Consider the following 20,869-nt stretch of genomic DNA (forward strand, 5'->3'; position numbering starts at 1 on the left):
GCATAAGCAGAGCGGCATGTTCAACGTTCTCTATCTACTATAACTCAGGTTCATTACCCTGATATAGCTGAATTTTTACCTGCATCACGCGCATGGGTGTACAAGTCTGCATATACACCTTTGGCTGCGATTAGTTCCTGGTGCGGTCCTTCCTCCACAATCTCACCATTCTCCATCACCAGAATTCGATCAGCATGCATCACCGTGGACAGACGATGAGCAATGACAATGGTGGTGCGTCCATGGGATACCGATTCCAGCGCCTGCTGCACAAGCTGTTCCGTGTGTGAGTCCAGATTGGCGGTTGCCTCATCCAGGATGAGCACGCGGGGCTGGAACACCACAATCCGGGCAAATGAGATCAACTGCCGCTCCCCGGCGGACAGTCCGCTTCCGCGTTCGGATAGATGCGTATCATATCCTTGAGGCAAACGTGAAATCATCGCATGTGCTCCGACAAATCGGCAGGCCTCAATTGCCTGCTCTCGCGTAATATCCTCACGAAACATCCTCACATTATCAATAATGGAACCGGAGAACAGGAAGGGTTCCTGTTGAATCAGACCGACGATCCGATGAAGCTTAGCCTGCGGCAGATGCCGGATATCGGTACCATCAATCTCGATACTGCCCTTGTCTACATCATAGAAGCGATTGAGCAGGGAGATCAGTGTGCTTTTGCCAGCGCCTGTTGTGCCCACGATACCTACCATTTCACCCGGGTAGAGGTGCAGGTTCATCTGTTGGATCAAGGGCCGGTCAGCCCGATAACCAAACGACACATCATTAAAATCAATCTGGCCCATCACATTTTGTGGTTCAAGCGAGGAGGCCATCCCGGGTTTGGGATCGGCAACTTCAGGCCGTGTATTCAGAATGTTCCAGATGCGATCCATCGATACGGTCGTGGACTGGAATGTATTCCATTGCATCGTAATCTGGTTAATCGGTTGAAAGAACTGACGAATATAGCTGATAAACGCATATAATACCCCGACTTGCAGGGACTCACCCAGTACGGCGCGACCTCCAAGCCAGACCATCATGACCAGAGCCGCATTGCCAAGGATATCAAACGTCCGGTTGAATATGACATTGGAACGAGCTTGCGCAATGTTGGCTTTTAGATGGAGCGCATTCTGTTCCGAGAAACGTTTCTTCTGTTCTTCCTCCTGGTGAAAAGCCTGAATCAGGAACATGCCGGACAAGTTCTCCGCCGTAAATGCGATCAGACGGGAAAGCCGGGTACGCGCATTTTGATAAGCTTTCCGCAGTCGACTACGGAATAATACCGCAACCACCGCAATGACAGGCAGAACGATCAGGGAGTATGTCGCCAGCACAGGATCAAGTTGGAACATAAAGACGATAATGAGCACCAGCATCATACCATCTCGAATCAGACTGAGTAGTACTTGAGTGAAAAAGCTGCTGATGGTCTCCGTATCACTGGATACGTTTGTGACCAGACTGCCGATATGAAAACGGTCAAAGAAGGACATGGACATCTTGGAGATATGCTTGAACAGGTCCTTTCTGATCCGGGATACAATGTTCTGTCCTACGTGCTGCAACAGATTATTCTGGATATAGGTAAAAATAAAACTGATGACAGCCAGCCCGAGAAAGATGGCTGCGAGCTGAACGAGAAAGCCCACACTGGTCTGGCCCACGGCCAGATGATCATCGATGGCGATCTTCACCAGATAGGGTTGCAGCAGATCTGCCGATATGCCAAGCAGTGAACAGAAGAAGATACCGGCAAAAGCCCATTTATGCGGTTTGGCGTATGCCATCATCGCCTTAAACGAAGTTCGTTTACTCTGATCGTCTTCTGCATCTGGGTGAAGTTCAGCGTTAGCGTTAGACATGATGTAATCCCTCCTCCTGCAAACGGTAGGTGGCCGCATATAATCCCTTGGCAGCCATCAGCTGAGCATGTGTTCCCTGTTCAGCAACTCGCCCTTCATCCAGAACGATAATATCGTCGGCATGACGGACTGCGCTGATGCGGTGAGAGATGATTAATGTAGTCTTGCCCTTGCCGATCTCGCGCAAACTGCGCAGAATACCACTCTCCGTGACGGCATCAACCGCGCTCATACTGTCATCCAGAATAAGTAACTGTGCTTGTTTGATCAGTCCTCTTGCAAGGCTGGTTCGCTGACGTTGTCCACCAGACAAGGTGAGTCCACGTTCGCCAAGCAGTGTATCGAAGCGATCAGGAAAACGGACAATATTGTCATAGATCATGGCTTGCCGTGCACTATGTTCCACCGTATCCAGCGATACTTCCCGGTCGCTGAATGCGATGTTATCCCGGATGGTGGTACTAAACAGGAATCCATCCTGAGGGACATAGGCGATGCGCGTTCTTAGACTTTCCAGCGACAGCTGCCGAATATCGGTACCATTGATGCGAATTGTTCCTTCAGGTGGTTCATATGTACGCAGCAATAGCTTAACGAGGGTACTTTTACCTGAGCCGGTCTTGCCTACAATACCGACCGTTCGCCCGGCACGGATATGGAGTTGAATGTTTTTGAGAGCAGGAGATGAACTGCCTGGATAGGAGAAGGTTAGATTCTCCATGGTGATATCTTGTACGGTTTGGAGCGCTGTGGCTTCAGGGAGTTCACGTACATCCGCTACTTCGCTGAGCAGGTCATTTACCCGCTCCAGTGATGCGCCTGAGCGCTGAACGGTATTAATAACATTGCCGATCTGTTGAAGCGGTCCCATAATAATGCGCAGATATAAGGTTAAGGCGACAAAACTCCCGAGTGTAATAGAATTCTGCATGGTCATAATACCTCCGACAAGAAGGGAAACAACCAATGAGATCGCTCCCAGCAGCGGGAGCATTGCCTGAAACAGGGAAGACAGGCGGACAAGCCGCAGCTGTTTGCTTTTGATCGCATCGACGGTGGTTCCAAAACGTTCACGGGCACTGTCTTCGATGGCAAATGTCTTGGTTACGCGAATACCACCCAGTTGTTCTTCTGCGGACTCCGTCATGGTCGCAAGGGCCTCTTGTACGTCACGAGAGCGCTTGCGAATTCGCGGACCGAAAAACACGACCAGAAATGGAATCGCCAACAAGGGCACAACACTGATCAGAATGAGCGTCAGTGGAATCCCGCTAAGCAGCATCATGACTATGCAGGATAACAGCAGGAAAGTAGCATTGGTCATAAGCGTTACGCCATTGGATATCGCTTCACGGACGGAAGTCACGTCATTCATGACATAACTGAGCAGCTTTCCGTTTCCCTGTTTGGAGAAATAGTGCTCACTAAGTTCGGAAAACTTACTGAATATACGCTCACGTGTCATGAATTCGAAGCGTCGACCCAGCTTCATAATCATGAATTGCCCGGTACCGAACAGCAGATTATACCCGATGGCAATAGCCAGAAGGGACAGGCTGTACCTTACGACCGTCTGCATCTGAAGAGAGTTCTGCATCAACTGATCCGTGAAGCTGCCGAGTATGCGGGGCAGGGATGCTTGCCCGACATTGGAGGCGATGATCAGAAGAACAGCAACCAGATAAACAGGCCAGTTCGACACAACATAACCGCGAAGTAATCCTTTCTTGGACATAAGCGTTGTTCTCCTTTTGTTATAGGTGAAGTCAGTTCAGGCAGGTGGAGTCAAGAAAAGGGCCGACACCTGTTATTAGCGCGTCGTGCCCTCTTACTGTATGCGATCCAGTTCGTTGTTTATCCGTCATCCGATGGATTTCTCTATTCTTATTTTTGCGCTAATCCGATGGGATGTCAACGAAGCCAGTTAGCAATAGCAGGTGGCCCCGATTAGTGACAGCGGAGAAGAGTTGTATGCCGTGTTCTCGTGTTGTATTCACCAGATGTCGAAATTACTGAAACATTTTCTAGGGATACCCCGTCTGTAGGAATGAAGAGGTAACAAATAGGCTTTACTAAACATATGGAGGTGCCAGGAAATGAAACATAAAAGAGGATTGGCTGCAACACTTGCGCTCTGCGTTTCTTTGACAGCAGGAGGTGCATCGGTACTCGCGTTTTCAGATGTGAAAGATGAAGGGCAGAAGTCGGTTGTCGATTCATTGAAATCAAAAGGCATTGTTAACGGAGTAACAGCGGATCTGTTCCGTCCAGATCTTGCATTGTCCGAGCCACAGGGTGTTCAACTGATTGTGAATGCATTTGGTCTGAAAAATGAATTTGCGGAAGCATCCGCTCAGAATAAAATCAGTCCGGACACTTGGTATGCTGACGCTGTTCAAGCCGCTACTCAGAATGGACTGTCCATTCCGGTTGAAGTGAACCCGCAGGGCAAGATGACGCGTGAACTGTTTGTCATTTTGCTACATGAAGGGATTAACACAACCGGGAATTATCCGGTCATCATGAAGTATAATCTTGTTAAGGACGAAAATAAAATCGGTAAGGACGCCATATCTGCAGTCCAGAACCTGCTGAACATGAACATCATTGAACTGGATAAGGACGGTAACTTCCGTCCAGATCAGTCGCTTACCCGTATGGAGGCTGCAAGCATGATCTTCAATGCACTTGAATTTGTGGATAAACACGGCAATGGCGGCTCGGCAGAGCCAGCTCCAACTAATCCAGGTGAAGGCCAACAAGCGATTGTACCTGAAGTAACAACGACGAAGGTTGATGACAAAACAACCAAAGTTAAACTCAGTGCTGAAATGCCACACCCTGGTTATGGATTGAAGATTGATGATGTAAAATTGGAGAAGGATGGACGCGCTATCGTGCTTTACTCCATTATTCAACCTGATCCAGACATGATGTATCCGATGGTTATCACAAATGTGACCGCAGAAACGGATATCCCAACGGGATATACGGCAGAAGCTCAACCTTCTGGTAAGTAAATTCACTGCAAACCATACAAACTAAACGCTGATTAAACGGATATGTATCCTCAAACCCACCTTCCATATATGTATGGAAGGTGGGTTTTTCATTTGAGTTGAAGTGAACATCTCAGTCGGGTTACATGACAACTTTTCTTTTGTATGATAATTTAAATTACACTTTATGAAGTTTTATAAATCATTTGTGTTATGTTTATTAACATAAATATATAATCTATGAAATATATAATGGGTATTTGTTAAGGTTATATAGCTAAATTGTGTTATCGTAGCGGCTTACATTATGGTCTTTTTCCAAATAACTCACCGGACCCAGTTTACAAGCCTTGTGCAAAATCTACATATACGACTCGATATTCCCAGTGTTTACAGGCATTCATGTATCCTATAGGCAAAGATAAAAACAACATATATACGAAAGAGGGAGGAGAATTATAGAATAAGGGCAAGCAATTACAGGCATGTAATATGCGATAGGTATATGGAAGATAATATTACACTTCGATTTAACATTTAAGTGGCTTTCCCTGCAGTATGTGCGTTTAGACATGAACACCCTGGTCAGGTAAGTATGTGGGTTTTGACTTTAAGGCCTGTTTTCTAACCTCCGTTTAGATCCAACATCTTTCCAAGTTCGTAGGATACAACTCCAAATGACATCTAAAGGAGGGATAAGGGTCAAATTCTACATGTTTTACTTCCCAAAAATGACAATGACAAGCTGATAACAAAAGTGTAAACCCCCGTTGTAACAGTATATTCCGTGATTTTAAGAGTGAAGATGGAAATGGCATATTTACGAATTAGAGAATGATCCATAAACTCAGTATGTAAGCGTTACCAAATAGGGAGGGAAACAGAGCTGCTCGTCATGGAAACGTTTCGGAAATCCTTCCTTATATTTAAACAGGTGTGCTGGGCTCTTCCTCACAAACGGCCGGATTTTCATTATAAAAGGAGGAAACAAACTGATGCAGCTAAATGGGGAGTCTCCCTCGACGCAAAACTTAGCGGTAAACACGATTCCGAACAGCAAGAAAAATAAATTATGGAGAAGGATGATTCGAAACTGGGAGTTGTATCTGTTTATCGCGCCAGCATTTCTATACTTTCTGATATTCCATTACGGTCCGATGTACGGCATACAAATTGCATTCAAAAACTTTATTCCAACGCTTGGTGTCACAGGAAGCCCATGGGTCGGATTCGATCATTTCATCCGTTTCTTCAATTCGTATTATTTCTGGGATTTACTATGGAATACTCTTAGCATCAGCTTGTATGAGTTGGCCATAGGTTTTCCGCTGCCAATCATTCTTGCGTTAGCGTTCAATGAAGTAAAGGACTCCTTTTTCAAACGTACCGTACAGACCGTCACGTATGCACCGCATTTTATTTCGGTCGTTGTCATGTCGGGGATGATCATTACCTTTTTATCACCATCGTCAGGCATGATTGTCAATTTGGTACAGGCCCTTGGATTTCAGTCACCTCAATTCCTGACGGACCCTGCGTGGTTCAAGACAGTGTATGTTCTGTCGGGAGTCTGGCAAAGTGCAGGCTGGGGCACCATTATATACCTTGCCGCTCTATCGGGTGTGGACCCGCAACTGCATGAAGCGGCTGTGGTAGATGGTGCGAGCCGGTTTAAACGGATTTTGCATATTAACATTCCAGCGATCATCCCTACGATCACCATCTTGTTAATTCTGAATATGGGCAGTATTCTGGGCGTCGGATTCGAGAAAATCCTGCTGCTGCAAAATCCGCTGAACATGGGCTCGTCCGATGTCATCTCAACATTTGTCTATCGGTCCGGTCTGGTCGATGCGCAGTACAGTTTCTCTACGGCGGTGGGATTGTTCAACTCCGTAGTGAATGCGATTCTGCTTATTACCGTGAATCAGATTGCACGCCGCACCAGTGAAAACAGCCTGTGGTAAAAGGAGGGAATACACATGTCATCCGCTGTGAAAGAAAGCAGAAGTGATAAATTGTTCTTATTGTGCAATTACATCTATCTGACGGTAGCGCTCGTCATTGTGCTGTATCCGCTGTTATACATCATCAGTGCTTCAATCAGTGATCCCAAATATGTAGCCTCCGGTGAGATGTGGCTACTTCCAAAAGGGATTACGTTTGAAGGTTACGCCCGGGTATTTGAGAACACCAACATCTGGATTGGGTACAAAAATACGATTATCTATACCGTTGTAGGCACCATCGTTAACCTGATTGTTACACTACCCGCAGCCTATGCGCTCAGCCGCTCGGACTTTGTGGGACGCGGATTCTTCATGGCGATGTTTATGGTAACGATGTTCTTCGGCGGAGGGCTTGTCCCAAGTTACCTGCTGGTTAAGGATCTTGGTATGGTGAACAGCATGTGGGCACTTATACTGCCAGGAGCTGCATCCATCTGGAATATTATCGTTTGCCGGACGTTCTTCCAATCGACCATTCCCAAGGAGCTGCAGGAAGCGGCGCATATTGATGGGTGTACCAACACGCGGTTGTTCATCAAAATCGTGCTTCCGCTTTCTATGCCAATCATTGCAGTGATGGCACTCTTCTACGGAGTTGGACACTGGAACAGCTACTTCAGTGCCATGATCTATCTGAATGATTCCTCCAAGTACCCGCTGCAGCTCTTTCTGCGCCAGATTCTGGTGCTTCAGGAAATGGCGGCTCAAGGGGGAGGCGCTATCGATACGTCTTCAGCAACGGCGATGAATACCAAAGCGGAGATCGCTGCGCTGGTTAAATATGCCGTCATTATTGTTGCCACCCTTCCGGTTATTGCAGTCTATCCGTTCCTACAGCGTTACTTTGTGCAGGGTGTTATGATCGGTTCCGTTAAGGGATGATCTTAATCCATATACCACATTAAACAAGGGGAGTTGTTGTCATGAAAAAGCTTCGCAAGGCTTCATCCATTACACTCTGTCTCACCTTATTAGCAACATTGCTTGCAGCTTGTGGTTCAACCAATGAAGACGGAAGCACAACCTCTAATGTTGAAGGGGTCAAAAAAGAAGGCTTCCCGATTGTAGACGAAACGCTAACGTTAAAGGTTATGTCTCAGGATGCGGGTGTGGCTGACTGGAGCACGATGCCTGTGCTGCAAGAAATGGAGAAACTGTCGGGCATCAAGCTGGAGTACCAGCTCTCACCAATCGACAGCTTTGAAACGAAGAAAAATCTGGTTTTCGCGAGCGGGGACTTGCCAGATATGTTCTATGCTGCGGACCTCAAGCCAGCTGAGCAGGTGACTTATGGTAGCCAGGGCATTCTGATTCCGTTGGAAAAATACATTGACGAAGGTTACGCCCCAAATATCAAAAAGATTCTCGATGAGAACCCGGATGTTCGTAAATCATTTACAACGCCTGACGGGCATATGTATGCACTCCCATTCATTGATAAAGCGGCCGTGTGGTATAGAGGCCCAATGTGGTACAACGGGGAATTCTTGAAGGCACTTAACGTAGAAGAGCCCAAAACTACTGAAGAATTGTATACGTATCTTAAGCGTGTAAAAGAAGAAGACCCTAATGGCAATGGCCAGCAAGATGAAATACCGCTTACTTCTGTAAAACTGGATGATCTTCGCATGTTTTTCTTCGGCTTCTGGGGAATGTACAACGAAGGCATCTATTCCGATAAGGACGGAAAAGTTCACTATCCTTATCAAGAAGAAGGTTACAAAGGTTATCTGACATTCATGAACCGCTTGTGGAAGGAAGACTTGCTGGATCATGAGACCTTCTCTCAAACAGGTGATCAGAAAAAAGCTAAAGGTGAGAGCAACAAACTTGCACTGTTCAACGATTACCATCCATACTTCACGCTTGGTGGTGAACCTAGCACGGATCATCCGCTGATGACGCCAGTAAAAAGCGAGATTGCAGACTCTCCGGTGTACGGCAAGCATCCGGGCATGTCGGCTCGCGGTACCTTTGCTATTACAAGCAGCAACCCGTCACCCGAGGCGACGATGCGATGGATTGATTATTTATACAGCTATGAAGGTGCGACCCTGTTCGATCAAGGTCCGGAAGGTGTGCTGTGGAAATTCAAAGACAAGGAAAATCACGTGAAAGAGTGGCTCCCCGTTCCTGGCGGCGGTGATCGTGAGGAATACCGGGGTAAAATCACGCCGAACTTTGGTATCTTGACACCGGGTATTAATGATCCGGATGTAGCGAAGGGTCTTCGCACCGAATTTGATGAGTGGATTGACCAGCAAAATCAAGAGAAGTTGGTCCCTATCGGAAAAGCACCATTTCCTAACGTTTATCTGACGAATGAAGAGCAAAGCGAAGCAACCGCTCTATTGTCTGACCTGGATACGTACGTCAAACAGATGGAAGCGAAGTTTGTGACCGGCCAGGAACCACTTGAGAACTGGGATAAGTACATTGCACAGATGAAGAAAATGGGCAGTGACCGTATCATCGAACTGTATCAGGGGGCATATGACCGCTGGAATACTGGAGAATGACCTAAAGATTTTTCACAGATAAGGACTCTCGAAAGAGGTGTGGACAGCTATGCAGAAATGGTTTGAAGAAGCCAAACTGGGGATATTCATCCACTATGGCATCTATGCGGTGGACGGGGTTGCGGAATCCTGGTCCTTCTATAATGGCAGGATATCCTATGAAGAATATATGAAACAGTTGGATGGTTTTACGGCATCGGAATTTAATGCGGAGAAGTGGGCGGACTTGATTGAGAAGTCTGGTGCCCGGTATGCCGTATTAACAACGAAGCATCATGACGGCGTTGCGTTATGGGATACGCAATATAGTGACCTCAATGTTGTCAAACAGACACCAGCGAATCGTGACATTGTGAAGGAATATGCGGAAGCGATTCGGGAAAAGGGCATTCATCTGGGGATGTATTACTCGCTGATTGATTGGTCACACCCGGATTATCCTAGCGTGTATGAAGGTGGAAAAGTACCCGAGGATCTCAGCAGAGTCAACCGGCATTCAAGTCCTGTGGACGGCGTTCAGGATCAGGTAAAGTGGCAGAAGTTCCTGCAATTCAATAACCACCAACTGGGAGAGATTTTAACAAATTACGGAAAGGTGGATCTGCTGTGGTTTGATGGGGACTGGGAACGGAGCGCCCAGCAGTGGAATCTGCCGGAGTTCAAGCATTACCTGCAATCTTTCAATCCGGATATTATCATTAACTCCCGTCTGCAGGGTTATGGGGATTACAAAACGCCTGAGCAAGGCATTCCGATCACAAGACCGGAGGGACCCTGGGAATTCTGCACCACGATCAACACATCATGGGGTTATGTGCCAACCGATCATAAATACAAATCGTTAAATCAGATCATTCGAATGTTCTGTGACTGCATTTCGATGGGCGGTAATATGTTGCTGGATATCGGTCCGCGTGAAGATGGCACCATCGATCAGAGGCAGGAGGACATTCTGCTTGGGCTGGGAGCATGGATCCGAACCCATGAAGAGGCCGTCTTTGGTACGGGCGAAGGCATTATGCCCCGCTATTATCTGGGGGGAAGCACCGTATCCGAGGATCGAAAGACGCTGTACCTGTTTGTGTATGACGATCCAAAAGAGAATGTGTGCATCAAGGGTCTCTGCAATCCGATCAAGAAAATTACCGTGCTGCATTCGGGCAAAGAGCTGAATCATGAGATTCATGGGGGCGTGCCTTGGTTCAATATCCCGGGGACAACGTGGATCAAGATGACCCCGGAGGACACGCATGAACAGGTGACCGTTCTTAAGCTCGAATTTGATGAGGAGCTGGAAATGTACGGCGGCTCTGGAGCTGTTGTCACCCATAACTAACCATTACGGGGAGGGCATGTGCTGGTAGATGCATGCCCTCCCTTACGAATTGGAGAGAGTGACATGAACAGAAGTGGAGTGCCAGAACCCAGGATTGAGTATGCTCCCAAACATTATATATGCAAGCGTGCGCAGGAACCGTTGGTGTTAGACGGTCGTGTGGATAAGGCATTTTGGAATGCGGCTCATTGGACGGATGATTTCGTTGATATCGAAGGGGATCTTCGTCCGAAGCCAGAGAAACAGACACGGGTAAAAATGCTGTGGGATGACGACTATTTCTATTTTGCTGCCGAGCTGATTGAAGATCAGATCTGGGCTACCCTGACTGAACGTGATTCCGTTATTTTTTATGACAATGACTTCGAAATTTTTATCGATCCCGACGGGGATTCCCATCAATATTATGAGTTCGAGATCAATGCGCTCAATACGGTATGGGACCTGTTATTAGTGAAGCCTTATCGGGATGGTGGGCCTCCGGTTAACGGTTGGGATATCAGCGGTCTCAAGACGGCCGTATATATCGATGGGGAACTGAACAGACCTGATGCAGAGAACCGGAAATGGAGCGTGGAAGTTGCGATTCCCTGGGCCAGTCTAAAGGAATGTGCCGAAGGAAACCGTCCACCTGCGCCGGGTGAGTTCTGGCGTGTCAACTTCTCGCGTGTGGAGTGGCAAACCGAGGTACAGGACGGTGAGTACCGCAAGGTGTTGAATCCAGATACGGGTAAACCTTATCCGGAGGACAACTGGGTGTGGTCACCTATGGGCATCATCAATATGCATTACCCGGAGTTGTGGGGTTATGTTGTATTCTCGGATGACGGAACGGATCATTCGTTTGAGTTGACGGAAGACGAACGAATCAAATGGGAGCTTCGTAAGCTCTATTACCGTGAACGCAATTATTATGAAACCCATGGTGAATTTACACAGGATGTGAAGCTGCTTATGGGTGAGGAATCGTGGAGCTGTGAGCCTGTAATTGAAACGACTCGCAGCCTGTTCCAGATTACTGCGCCGTCTTCGGATGGCACGGCCTTGATCTGTATTCGGGAAGACGGAAAGCTGTGGAAGGAGTGAGAACGCAATGACCAGCCAAACCTTGGTGTTTTCCCTTGATGCACAGTCATTGGAGAGGATTGAGCAGAAGTTCCAGGAGAAGGTACGTTTTGCAGAGGCCCGCAAATCGGAATTGTTTCATGTTTTTCAGCAGGAGCTAACGCAAGAAGAGACATGGGCACTGAAGTATGTCTATGCTTATATGCCGGTAAACGACATGGCTGATTATAACGGGGCCTTGTTCTTGAGTCATGTGCGCCAGGCTTTGGACACCCGCAAACGTGTGCCTTGGGGAGAACGCGTTCCTGATCATTTGTTCCTTCATTTTGTACTGCCTTATCGCATAAATACGGAGAATATTGAAGATTTCCGCGGTTTGATATATGACGAATTAGCCGAGCGGACAACGAAGTTATCCATGGCGGATGCCATTCTAGAGACCAATTACTGGTGTCATGAGAAAGCGACCTATATCGGCAGCGATCTGCGCACGATATCGCCGCAGACGATGATCCGGAATGCTCGCGGTCGATGCGGCGAAGAGTCCACGCTGGCGGTGGCCGCTCTTCGCAGCATTGGTATACCTGCCCGTCAGGTCTACACACCGCGCTGGGCTCACTGTGACAGTAATCATGCTTGGGTAGAAGCCTGGGCAGATGGTCAATGGTATTACATCGGGGCATGCGAGCCTGAAGCCCGTCTGAACCAAGGGTGGTTCAGCCCACCAGCCCGCAGGGCCATGCTGATTAATACGAGGATCTATGCCGACTATCCCGGACCAGAGGCTATTACGCTCTCCGAAAAGGGATTTACGGAAATTAATTTGCTTGAGAACTATGCGCCCACACGCAACATTTATGTGAAGGTGAAAAATGAACAGGGAGAGCCTGTACTCGGCGCGAGTGTCCGTTTTGAGCTGTACAATACCGCTGAATTCTATCCGATTGCCGAAATCAGGACGGACGCACAAGGGGAAGCTGCTTTTAAGACAGGCTATGGCGAACTTTTGATTCGTGCGGTCAGCAGCGGCAAGTGGAGTGAAATCCTATACAAGGCTCAGGACAGCGATCATGTTGAGCTAGTGTTGAACTCGTCAGAGCAGCCATCAGGGATCGTGGATTTTGATATGGTTCCCCCTCCGGAAGGGGAGGGAGAAGTAGTGACTGCATTACCGGAAGAGAAGATCCGGGATCACAACCGCCGCCTGGAGGAAGGCACGAAGATTCGGAGTGGATATGAGGGTACATTCCTGAGTGAGGAAGAGGCGTTTGCTTTGGCTCGTTCGGCTGGACTGCCTTCGGAACGGGTATGGGACATTCTACGGAAGGCACGAGGGAACAGTCGCGAAATCGCAGCTTTTCTGGAGGAACGTTCCAATGCATATGGTGAGTGGCCGCTCCGGTTGTTGGAGTCGATGAATGAAAAAGATTTAATGGATACCTTTCGTCAGACGCTGGACGATCATCTGATCGGTGCGCTCTCGCAGCAAGGGTCATGGGCGGAAGATACGTTCGTGAGATACATCCTGTGTCCGCGGATCTCCTATGAGATGCTGGTCCCTTATCGGGGTGTATTCCAGAATGCCTTTTCGGCAGATGAAGCGGCAACTTTCAGGGAGAATCCCTCGCTAATTGCCCAAATACTGGAACAGCAGTATGAATACTATGAAGATCTTCCCAATCTAAAAGGCAAAGGGAATCCAATAGGGACGTATAGTCTAATGAAGGGAGACTCTCAGTCGCTGGATATTTTGTTTGTGGCTGTATGTCGCAGTTTGGGTATTCCGGCCCGATTACATCCGAGCGCACAGAAACCACAGTATCTAAGTGACAGAGGCTGGGAGGATGCAGTAGTTAGTCTCACCTCACCTCTAACTCAGGAGAGCAGAAGCTGGGGAATGCTCCAACTTCATAGGGATATAAAAGCTCCACAGGACACACCTGCAGCATCTTATTTCGAAAACTTCTCGTTTGCCCGTCTGAAAGATGGCATCTACACGACATTGATTTATCCTTATGGCAGTACGGATGTCTATAACGAACCATATGAGGTTGAAGCAGGCGCTTATCGCTTAACGACAGGCATTCGTCTGAAAGATGGAACGGCAAAAGTACGCTTTATTTACTTTACCGTGAGCGCCGGAGATACCACTGAGGTTGTATTGTCTTATCGCGAGAATGAGGTTGATATTCCTGTACTGGGTAAACTGGTACCAGAAAGTATTCTGACCCGTCTGGATGGTTCAGAGGTGGAACTGGAGGAACTTCTGGGATCGGAGAGTGCCATTGCTGCCTGGATTGAACCGGAGCGGGAACCGACCAAACATCTGATTCGTGAACTGTGCGAGCTGGCAGAGCCGCTGGATAAGCTGGGTATACCAATCGTACTCATAATCGGAGATGCAGAATGGAACGCTTCCTTTGATCCTGTTGGTTATCCGAAGCTTCCTGTGCGCACGGTTTTTGCACGAGATTCCAGTTATGCTTCCTTGTCCGGTTACATTTCAAAGCCTACAGCTCACGAAGCAGGTTATCCACATTTGTTTGTACTGGATACTCAGCATCAAATCCGTTATACGGCTTCCGGGTACAAGATCGGTACCGGGAAGGAAGCCCTGCAGATTGCTGCTGCGATATCTCAATCATCGAACGGATCGGAGTGAAGAGAGTGACCAAATATATTGCTGCGGGTTATGCTGTTGATTCAGTTCTCCCCGATATGGCACATGAGGATCTGTCGAAGTTAACACATCTGAACGTAGCCTTCGGACATGTCAAAAATGATGCAATCACCACCGAGCATTTAAAAAACGGTCACGTTATCCAGAACATCAAGCGGGAGCATCCAAATCTTACAGTGCTGTTGTCTGTAGGTGGATGGAGCGCTGGCGGTTTTTCTGAAGCCGCCTCAACCCAGGCGGGGAGGGACAGCATGGCTGAATCAGCGGTTAGGGTGCTGGAGGAATATCCTTTTGATGGGATCGATCTGGACTGGGAATATCCTTGTTACGGTGAAGCTGGTATCGCATCCAGCCCAGATGATAAACGGAATTTCACCTTACTTCTCAAGACAATCCGGGAGGCACTGAGTGCCAAGGGAGAAGCGGATGACCGTCATTATCTGCTCACCATTGCGGCAGGTGCTGACCAATACTACGTAGACGGTACAGAGATGGCTGACGTGCAGCAGTATCTGGACTATGTCCAGTTGATGACCTATGATATGCGTGGCGGTTTTCAGGTTCTGACCGGACACCATACGAATCTGTACACGCCAACAGGAGATCTGTTTCGAATTAGTACGGATGCTTCCGTGAACCTGTTTGTTCGCGCTGGTGTCCCGAAGGAGAAAATTGTGATCGGAGCTGCGTTCTATTCCCGGATCTGGAATGAGGTTCCTGACCAAAACCACGGGCTCCATCAAATGGCTGGTAGCACAGGCGGCTACGGTCCGTCATTTGCAGAGCTGGAAGCGAAGTACATCAACAAGAATGGATACATCCGTTATTGGGATGAGGAAGCCTGTGCACCGTTTCTGTTTAATGGGTCCAGCCTCATATCTTATGATGATGAAGAATCGATCCATTGCAAATGTGATTACGTAAAGGAACAAGGTCTGGCCGGAATCATGTTCTGGGAGTACGGTTGTGATCCTACTCACCGTTTGCTGGGTGCAGTGCATCAAGGGCTGAAGGATCTTCCGGTTGGGAAAATCGGATAAGGCCGCCGGCCGCGACGAATTAGATTATGTCTACGGACTAAAAACATACGAAGGGGCCGTCCTATACGTTATGAGCATGACGTATAGGACGGCCCCTTGTTTGCGTTAGTTCGGTCTAATGAATCAGGCACATGTTAGACGATGTCTCCCTTTATCCAATACATTCCTCGTCGTCATCATCAGGGGAATCGGCGGAGCCGTTGGGACGGTGCATTTTACGGTATTGCCCTGGGGTATAACCCGTCTCTTTTTTGAATTTGCGGATGAAGTTTGGTGTATCCAGGTAACCGACACGCGTGATGATATCTTTTAACGGATCGGTAGTATGCAGCAGTAGTCGAATGACCTCATCCATCCGTTTCTGCCAGATATATTGGGTAAAGTTCATGCCGATCTTTTCTTTGAAAGAACGACTGAAATAGGATGAAGAGATCGTGAACTTTGATGAAATCGTACCCAGACTGAGATCATAATCAGAGAAATTGGCATCGATATAAGCAACGATTTCATCCATAAGAGAGCTTTCTTCCGTCTCACTCTTCGCCTCGACATGGGCGCAGATTTCGGCGGCAAGGCCTGTCAGCTTTTTCTCCAAGTCCTCCAACGAGTCGTAGGAAGTGATCCTTGGAAGTTGATCAACCACATGATGGATTCCAAGCTCCGAAGCGGTTTTTAGCATGGTATTCAGAATATCAAAGCAGATGCAACGCAGCAGTGGCACGGACGGCATTTCGGCTTTCAGGTTGTTTAATGCGATCGACACCATCTGAACCGCCACATCATAGCTACCCTGTTTTAAGCTCTGAACCAGCTTCAACAGTACATCCTTAGGGACCCAGAAGGAAGCATCCTGTGCACTGGAGCCGGAAAGGGCGTTGAAGTAGGTACTGCTGCCCTGTCCATGCAGCATCGATGCTTCAAGAGCGGTCGATGCCTCGATGTAGGACTGATTCAGTTGCTCTGGATAACTGTATCGATTACCTATCCCGATTGCGGGCGCGACGCCGGTGTGCTCCGTCACCATCCCTTGCAGTTTTTCAACGATAGGCTCCATACGGGCATTTAGGCTACCTTCATGCTCTATTTCGGCATCAAATCCTATGATAAGGGCCAATTGGTTTGCCTGTGGCTGCTCCACGCCGTAAGCATAAGCGGACAACTCCGGCAGCTCCACATCGTTCATCAGCTGCATGACAGTAGGTTGCTCGGGGCTATCACCGTTAGGAAAAGCATGCATTTCCCAGCCCATGATCATGACAAAATAATGGGATCGGTTAAAGCGTATGCCAAGCTTATCCGTAAACTCAGAGGGGAAATCTCCGGTGTGACCATGCTTCAGCAACATGAGCAAAATGTGATTGCGGGCATAGGGCTCCTGAAGATCTACACGCTGACTATAATCATGCAGTGTTTTCTTGATCCATTCCAGCTCGTTGGTGGTGGAAGATGGATCAGGATCATTCTTCAACCGAATGAACTCCATTAAGTCTGAAATCGGATGATACTGTCTCCGGGCCAACATAATGGCGAGGAACGTGCCCATCACCACCATGAAGGAGAAAACGAGAACAACAAAGGTGCGAATATGAACGATTCGGCTGAAAAATTGGTTGCTGGGCATAGCGGTCACATAAGTCCAACCCGCATCCGATTTAACAGATACAACCGAATGTGGTTCTTGATTTAAGGAGATGCTATGCGTCCCGGGTTCAAGAGTAAACAGAGCGTTAACTTCTTGCTCGGATATGATTTCTCCCTTGTAATTGGCCGCCAGTACTTGCCCGTAATTATCGAAAATATACGTCATCCCGTGATAGTCACTGAGGATGGAATCAATTAAGCCTGTCAGATTGGACTCGTGAATCAGGTACATGACGGTTCCATGGGCGGGTGTATTGTTAGGTGCAATCGGTACGAGATAGGCCAGCATGGAATTGGGTATTCTGGTTCCTTGGACGACCTGCTCCGCTGGACGTATCGTGGGGGACTGCACGTTATTCAAATCCCGGATCATGTCTGTTTTGTTCCACGTAGTAAATTTGTAGCGGCCAGTGAATACATCCAGATTCTCAGAACCTTGAGAAGAATAGATGTTATCATCTCCGCGGAAGAACAGGAATAACTCATCGATAATGGAACTGGTGGCTTTGTATTTGACCAATGCACCGATTGATTCCCGGCTATAGTACGGATGGTGGGTCCAATACCGCGTTAACTGCTCATCGTACGCGATGCGAAAAGCGATGTCCTGTAATTCCTTCATGCGATCATCGATGACGGTTTTGGCTTGAGTGAGCTGATTGACATTGGTCTGTTCAATCTCTGAACGGAGCGTGTTCACAGCGTTGTGATAAATAATGATGGTTAAAATAACAAGAGGGATAAGGAAAATGGAGATATAGGATAGTGTGTACTTAAGCAGAAGCTTGGACTTGAAGTGATTCCATTTCATATCTGCAACCTCCCGTTTTCTTTCGTGCTGCAGCGATAGCGCTCTCATATGGGCAGTGAAGGTATTGCCAGATGAGAGCTGCTGGGGTGTTCTTACTAAAAATACTAGGAGAACTTCTCTAATAAAGCAATGGAGAACTTTAATAAATTTCAGAGCAATTATCGAGAAAGATATAAAGATAGCAAAATCCCCTCAAAGTTCACTCATTTCCTTATGCTACCACACAAGGTTTTTCAAAGAGTATCTACTTTAAGGGGATATATTTGAGCTGATCATATATTATATTTTCTAATTATTGAGTATAGGAGTTAAAACGATTATTCTTCCAGAGGTTCATAGTCAAACAAATCGAAACTTGCAGGCGTACACTCCCCCGATGGAGCATAAGCGTACATGGCGATCATCACACCTGTGAAACCACTTGCCACTTCGGTAGATAACAGATGTGTTTCCCCTGAACCCACTTCGATGGCATCGGACGAACCTTGCTGGTAGAGGAACGTGAAGTTATTCCGGTCAGCCTTGATTTGTAATACAACCCGCCCCGTGTCACAGTCAAGCACCTGTTCGGTTCGCAGAGAGCCGACGGTTCGTCGCAATACGATTTTCTTCTGCCCATCGATCTGTGTTACAGCCAAATCGTAATGATATTTATCATTCATAAATAAGGTTAATCCGGCTTCTTCACCGCTCGCATTTGGCTCATAACGCAGCTCGGTAGCCATATTGCATAAGAAATGGCTCAATCGACGTCCAACAAAGGCTGGATTTTGTCCATCATCAAGTGAAACCGGGTTACCCCGCAGGATGAGTTGCCCGGGATTTTCTGTGAGCGTCCAACTATCCGGAGCCGGGTTTCGCAAGAAGATCCAGTTCATGTCCAATGTTGGTTCGTCAAAATGATCCCGGATAGCCTGAGGTGTCCAAGGGTGCTCAGGCAACGAAGGTTTGGACATCTCCGGCTCAATATGTCCGTCCACACCGATCATTGGCCAACCGTCTTCCGTCCAAGTGACAGGTGCCAGGAAGGTTTCGCGTCCCAGATGGTGCCGCATGGGGTAACCTGCTGGACGAAGGCCCAGACATACGGCCCACCAGCTTCCATCCTGGATCTGGACAAGGTCTGCATGACCGGTTGCATGGATACTGGATTTCATGCTTCGATTGGATAGAATCGGATTATGAGGACACGGATCAAATGGTCCGTATGGATCTGTACTCCGAGCAATGGTCTCCATATGACCATACTCGGTTCCACCTTCGGCGATCATCAAATAGTAGAAGTCGTTTATTTTGTACAGGTGGGGGGCTTCGGGTGCTGCTCCTCCGGTTCCGGTCCAGATCAATCGGCTATTGGTTAGTTTGGCTCCTGTCTTGATGTCTATCTCACACTGATAGATGCCCTCGCCTTCATTTCCAATACAGGCTGTTTGGAAATACACACGACCATCTTCGTCAAATAGAAAAGAGGGATCTATACCATCTTGATCAACGAAGATGGGAGCAGACCATGGCCCTTCAGGTTGGATGCTGCGTACATAAAAATTTCCGCCGCCACTGACATTGGTTGTTGTCATATAGAACCAACCATCATGATACCTGAGTGTTGGGGCATAAATGCCGCCAGAGCTGCCTGCATTTGCTAAAGGAAGTTGTTCTGGGGTAGTAAGGACATGGCCGATCTGTCGCCAGTTCACAAGGTCTTTGCTGTGGAAGATGGGCACACCAGGGAAATATTCAAAGGTACTGGTTACCAGATAATAGTCTTCATCTACACGGCAGATACTCGGATCTGGATAAAACCCAGGAATCACCGGATTGGTATATTTTATCATGTTATGCTCCTATTCATTGTGAGAGTTTAGTATGAATCTGGACACATTGAAAATCCCTGCTACAAGGCGAATTATAACGCCTTTTAGTATATTACACCTTGATTTTTCGGTCCTGGAATAGCATGATATAGACATTCAACCCAACAATGTTCGTGGAGGGGAATGCTTTTGAGTAATGCATATTTGAGATGGTTTACTTCAGATCATCAACAATTTCCGTTTTTTATTCAGTACGGTGGACATGTTGAGGACATGGAGCTTCATAATCATATGGATTTTACGGAACTTGTGATTGTCCTGAATGGTCATGCAACTCATGTGGTGAACACCGAAGAATTTTTTATCAAAAAAGGAAACGCGTTCGTGATCAATGGCGACACCCATCATGCGTACAAAGACCCTCATGATTTTAGGATCTGTAACGTTATGTTCAGTCCCGAGATGCTTGCTTCGGCTGGGCCCGATCTGAGAAAATCTAACGGCTTCCAGGCGCTGTTTGTTTTGGAACCGTTTTATCGTAATATTCACTCCTTTCCGAGTAAATTGGCGTTATCCATTTCCAGTCTGGAGTATGTAGAATCGCTGATATCGTTCATGATTGAGGAGTATCAGAGTAAACAGCAAGGGTATCAGACGATGTTGATCTCACGTCTTACGGAGATGGTTGTTTATTTGTCGAGGCAATATGATACACAGGAGAAAGGAATCGAAGGTAATAATCTGATGCATCTGGCAAATGCCATTTCATTTATTGAAGATCATTATCTTGAGCCACTGTCGCTGGAGGATATTGCGGGGAAGTCGAATATCTCAATAAGGCATCTGAATCGGATTTTTCGATCCTATTATCAGATGACCCCGATCTCTTATCTGCAGAAGTTGCGTCTGGAGAAGGCATGTCATTTGTTGAAAAACGGGAACTTGTCCATTACGGAAATTTCGTATGAATGCGGGTTTAACGACAGTAATTATTTCACCCGCCAGTTTAAGAGAGCCTTTGGCGAGTCTCCCAAAACATACAGGCAGACTCATTAATATGGAAAACATCAAAGCAGGGCCTCCT

13 protein-coding genes are annotated in these 20,869 nt (G+C 47.4%); 9 read left to right on the forward strand and 4 right to left on the reverse strand.

Features of this window, described 5'->3' with window-relative positions; all coding sequences use genetic code 11:
* Positions 1 to 53 precede the first annotated feature (53 nt).
* Complete coding sequence (locus tag MHB43_RS06280; RefSeq protein ID WP_339182572.1) at positions 54 to 1,871, reverse strand: ABC transporter ATP-binding protein; 1,818 nt, start codon at positions 1,869 to 1,871, stop codon at positions 54 to 56.
* Positions 1,864 to 3,606 carry an ABC transporter ATP-binding protein gene (locus MHB43_RS06285; protein WP_339182574.1) on the reverse strand — a complete coding sequence of 581 codons (1,743 nt, stop codon included), beginning with the start codon at positions 3,604 to 3,606 and terminating at the stop codon, positions 1,864 to 1,866. The genes MHB43_RS06280 and MHB43_RS06285 overlap by 8 nt, the downstream gene beginning before the upstream one ends.
* 361 nt (positions 3,607 to 3,967) lie before the next feature.
* Between MHB43_RS06285 and MHB43_RS06290 the strand changes: the two genes are divergently transcribed.
* The 8 genes from MHB43_RS06290 (at position 3,968) to MHB43_RS06325 (ending at position 15,519) form a co-directional block, all read left to right on the forward strand.
* Complete coding sequence (locus MHB43_RS06290; RefSeq protein WP_336759222.1) at positions 3,968 to 4,891, forward strand: S-layer homology domain-containing protein; 924 nt, start codon at positions 3,968 to 3,970, stop codon at positions 4,889 to 4,891.
* A gap of 974 nt (positions 4,892 to 5,865) precedes the next feature.
* On the forward strand, positions 5,866 to 6,837 hold the full coding sequence (locus MHB43_RS06295; RefSeq protein WP_339182578.1) for an ABC transporter permease subunit: 972 nt from the start codon (positions 5,866 to 5,868) through the stop codon (positions 6,835 to 6,837).
* A gap of 15 nt (positions 6,838 to 6,852) precedes the next feature.
* On the forward strand, positions 6,853 to 7,761 hold the full coding sequence (locus tag MHB43_RS06300) for a carbohydrate ABC transporter permease (RefSeq protein ID WP_036668765.1): 909 nt from the start codon (positions 6,853 to 6,855) through the stop codon (positions 7,759 to 7,761).
* Positions 7,762 to 7,802: 41 nt separating this feature from the next.
* Complete coding sequence (locus MHB43_RS06305) at positions 7,803 to 9,398, forward strand: extracellular solute-binding protein (RefSeq protein ID WP_405131570.1); 1,596 nt, start codon at positions 7,803 to 7,805, stop codon at positions 9,396 to 9,398.
* A gap of 49 nt (positions 9,399 to 9,447) precedes the next feature.
* On the forward strand, positions 9,448 to 10,734 hold the full coding sequence (locus MHB43_RS06310) for an alpha-L-fucosidase (RefSeq protein ID WP_336759226.1): 1,287 nt from the start codon (positions 9,448 to 9,450) through the stop codon (positions 10,732 to 10,734).
* Positions 10,735 to 10,797: 63 nt separating this feature from the next.
* Complete coding sequence (locus MHB43_RS06315; protein ID WP_405131571.1) at positions 10,798 to 11,820, forward strand: carbohydrate-binding family 9-like protein; 1,023 nt, start codon at positions 10,798 to 10,800, stop codon at positions 11,818 to 11,820.
* Between the two features lie 7 nt (positions 11,821 to 11,827).
* A complete protein-coding gene (locus tag MHB43_RS06320; RefSeq protein ID WP_405131572.1) occupies positions 11,828 to 14,461 on the forward strand; it encodes a transglutaminase domain-containing protein in 2,634 nt (877 codons plus the stop codon).
* Positions 14,462 to 14,466: 5 nt separating this feature from the next.
* Positions 14,467 to 15,519 (forward strand): glycoside hydrolase family 18 protein, encoded by a 1,053-nt coding sequence (locus tag MHB43_RS06325; RefSeq protein ID WP_405131573.1) that lies wholly within the window; start codon positions 14,467 to 14,469, stop codon positions 15,517 to 15,519.
* A 151-nt stretch (positions 15,520 to 15,670) separates the two neighbouring features.
* On the opposite strand, the gene MHB43_RS06330 is transcribed toward MHB43_RS06325, so the two are convergent.
* Together MHB43_RS06330 and MHB43_RS06335 are read right to left on the reverse strand one after the other, a co-directional pair.
* Positions 15,671 to 17,971: a helix-turn-helix domain-containing protein gene (locus tag MHB43_RS06330; protein WP_405131574.1), complete on the reverse strand. Its 2,301-nt coding sequence runs from the start codon at positions 17,969 to 17,971 to the stop codon at positions 15,671 to 15,673.
* Between the two features lie 317 nt (positions 17,972 to 18,288).
* Entirely contained in the window at positions 18,289 to 19,803 is a 1,515-nt protein-coding gene (locus MHB43_RS06335; RefSeq protein ID WP_405132399.1) for a glycoside hydrolase family 43 protein, read from the reverse strand.
* A 171-nt stretch (positions 19,804 to 19,974) separates the two neighbouring features.
* Between MHB43_RS06335 and MHB43_RS06340 the strand changes: the two genes are divergently transcribed.
* On the forward strand, positions 19,975 to 20,841 hold the full coding sequence (locus MHB43_RS06340; RefSeq protein WP_405131575.1) for a helix-turn-helix domain-containing protein: 867 nt from the start codon (positions 19,975 to 19,977) through the stop codon (positions 20,839 to 20,841).
* The last annotated feature ends 28 nt before the right edge of the window (positions 20,842 to 20,869 follow it).

Origin of the sequence: Paenibacillus sp. FSL H8-0317, assembly GCF_045040685.1 — a bacterium.
GTDB lineage: Bacteria > Bacillota > Bacilli > Paenibacillales > Paenibacillaceae > Paenibacillus.